The sequence below is a fragment of the Thermodesulfitimonas sp. genome (assembly GCF_052743955.1).
Genome location: NZ_JBRAIN010000169.1, coordinates 1 through 1,629, shown reverse-complemented (window position 1 = coordinate 1,629; position 1,629 = coordinate 1). Strand labels below are relative to the sequence as shown.

At 58.1% G+C, this 1,629-nt stretch carries 2 protein-coding genes and 1 tRNA gene; all 3 read left to right on the top strand.

The features are described from left to right. The first annotated feature begins 143 nt into the window (after nucleotides 1–143). The 3 genes from rph (at nucleotide 144) to ACUVTA_RS09655 (ending at nucleotide 1,629) form a co-directional block, all read left to right on the top strand. Nucleotides 144–914 carry a ribonuclease PH gene (rph, locus tag ACUVTA_RS09665; RefSeq protein WP_445952724.1) on the top strand — a complete coding sequence of 257 codons (771 nt, stop codon included), beginning with the start codon at nucleotides 144–146 and terminating at the stop codon, nucleotides 912–914. After that, a complete protein-coding gene (locus ACUVTA_RS09660) occupies nucleotides 886–1,491 on the top strand; it encodes an XTP/dITP diphosphatase (RefSeq protein WP_445952723.1) in 606 nt (201 codons plus the stop codon). Before rph ends, ACUVTA_RS09660 begins: the two co-directional genes overlap by 29 nt. A 64-nt stretch (nucleotides 1,492–1,555) precedes the next feature. After that, a tRNA-Gly gene (locus ACUVTA_RS09655) sits at nucleotides 1,556–1,629 on the top strand.

The window sequence follows — 1,629 nt, the reverse complement described above, 5'->3', positions numbered from 1 at the left end:
CTGCATTGAAATTCTCTCCGGTGGCAGTAAATCCTCTTAAACGCCCCAAAATTTTTTCGGGAGAAAGAACGCCCGCACAAACTTGTTTTTTCCGGGGTAAAATGATAGGATGAGTCTTAGGTCACAAAAGGGAGGCCACGGGTATGTTACGCGCAGAACGCGGCCCGGCAGAGATCCGGCCGGTCCGCATTGTTCCGGGCTATAACAAATACGCGGAAGGCTCAGCGCTCATCGAAATGGGCGATACGCGGATCATCTGCACCGCCTCCGTAGACGACAAGGTGCCGCCCTTTTTGAAGGGGACGGGCAAAGGCTGGGTAACCGCGGAGTACGGCATGATCCCGCGCGCCACCGAAGCGCGAGGCATCCGTGAGGCGGTAAAAGGTCGCCCGGGTGGTCGTACTCTCGAGATCCAGCGACTCATCGGGCGGTCCTTACGGGCCGTCGTGGACCTTGAGGCACTTGGCGAGCGGACCATCATCATCGACTGCGATGTGCTCCAGGCTGATGGCGGCACCCGGACAGCGTCGATCACCGGTGGTTTCGTGGCACTTGTTTACGCCCTTGAGTGGCTTCGCAACGAAGGGGTCACCCCCTTTCTTCCCGTTACCGATTTCGTTGCCGCCATCAGCGTGGGCCGGGTTGGCACGGACCTGCTCCTCGACCTTTCGTTCGCCGAAGATTCTCAGGCTGGTGTGGACCTCAACGTGGTGATGACGGGAAGCGGCCGTCTGGTAGAAGTCCAGGGAAGCGGCGAAGAAGAAACCTTCTCCCGGGAAGAACTCAACGCCATGCTTGACCTGGCTGCAGAGGGCATCGCCCAGCTTATCGAAAAACAGCGGGAGGCGCTCGGCAATCTGGCCACTTTCGTTGGGGGGATAGAGTTTGAAGCGGATAGTGGTAGCGACCACTAACCAGGGAAAGCTTAGGGAGATCGAAGAGATCCTCGCCCCTCTAGGCTTGAGCGTTATTTCCCTCGCGGCATACCCCGGTTTTCCTGAAATCGAAGAGGACGGGGCCACCTTCGAAGAAAACGCCGTCAAAAAGGCCCGGCTCACGGCTGCCTTTACCGGGGAAACCGCTCTTGCCGACGATTCCGGTCTTGAAGTAGATTACTTAGGCGGCGCGCCGGGTGTCCGTTCCGCTCGCTTTGCAGGCGAACCCAAAAACGATGCGGCCAATAACGCCAAGCTCCTTCGGTTGCTGGCTGGCGTGCCGTGGGAGAAGCGAACAGCCCGGTTTAGGTGTGTGATTGCCGTGGCCACTCCCGAGGGACAAGTCGCAACCGCTGAAGGAACCTGTGAAGGATTTATTTTAGCCGAGCCCCGGGGGACCGGCGGTTTCGGCTATGATCCCCTCTTCTACTTTCCGGAATATGGGAAGACCTTCGCCGAACTATCCCCGGAAGAAAAAAACCGGGTCAGCCACCGGGCCAGAGCGTTGGCAAAGGTTGAAGAATTACTGGCCTATCTTCAGAAAAGCCGGGAATGATGCGCCGGGCAGTTGCCGCCTTTGACTTTTAGCGGTCGGTAAGCTATAATTTTTTGTTAGGATCGCGGGTGTAGCTCAGTGGCAGAGCACCGGCCTTCCAAGCCGGCTACGTGGGTTCGATTCCCATCACCCGCTCCA

Excerpts from the sequence above, each read along its gene's own strand:
- rph (WP_445952724.1), top strand. The coding sequence starts at position 144 with ATGTTACGCGCAGAACGCGGCCCGGCAGAGATCCGGCCGGTCCGCATT.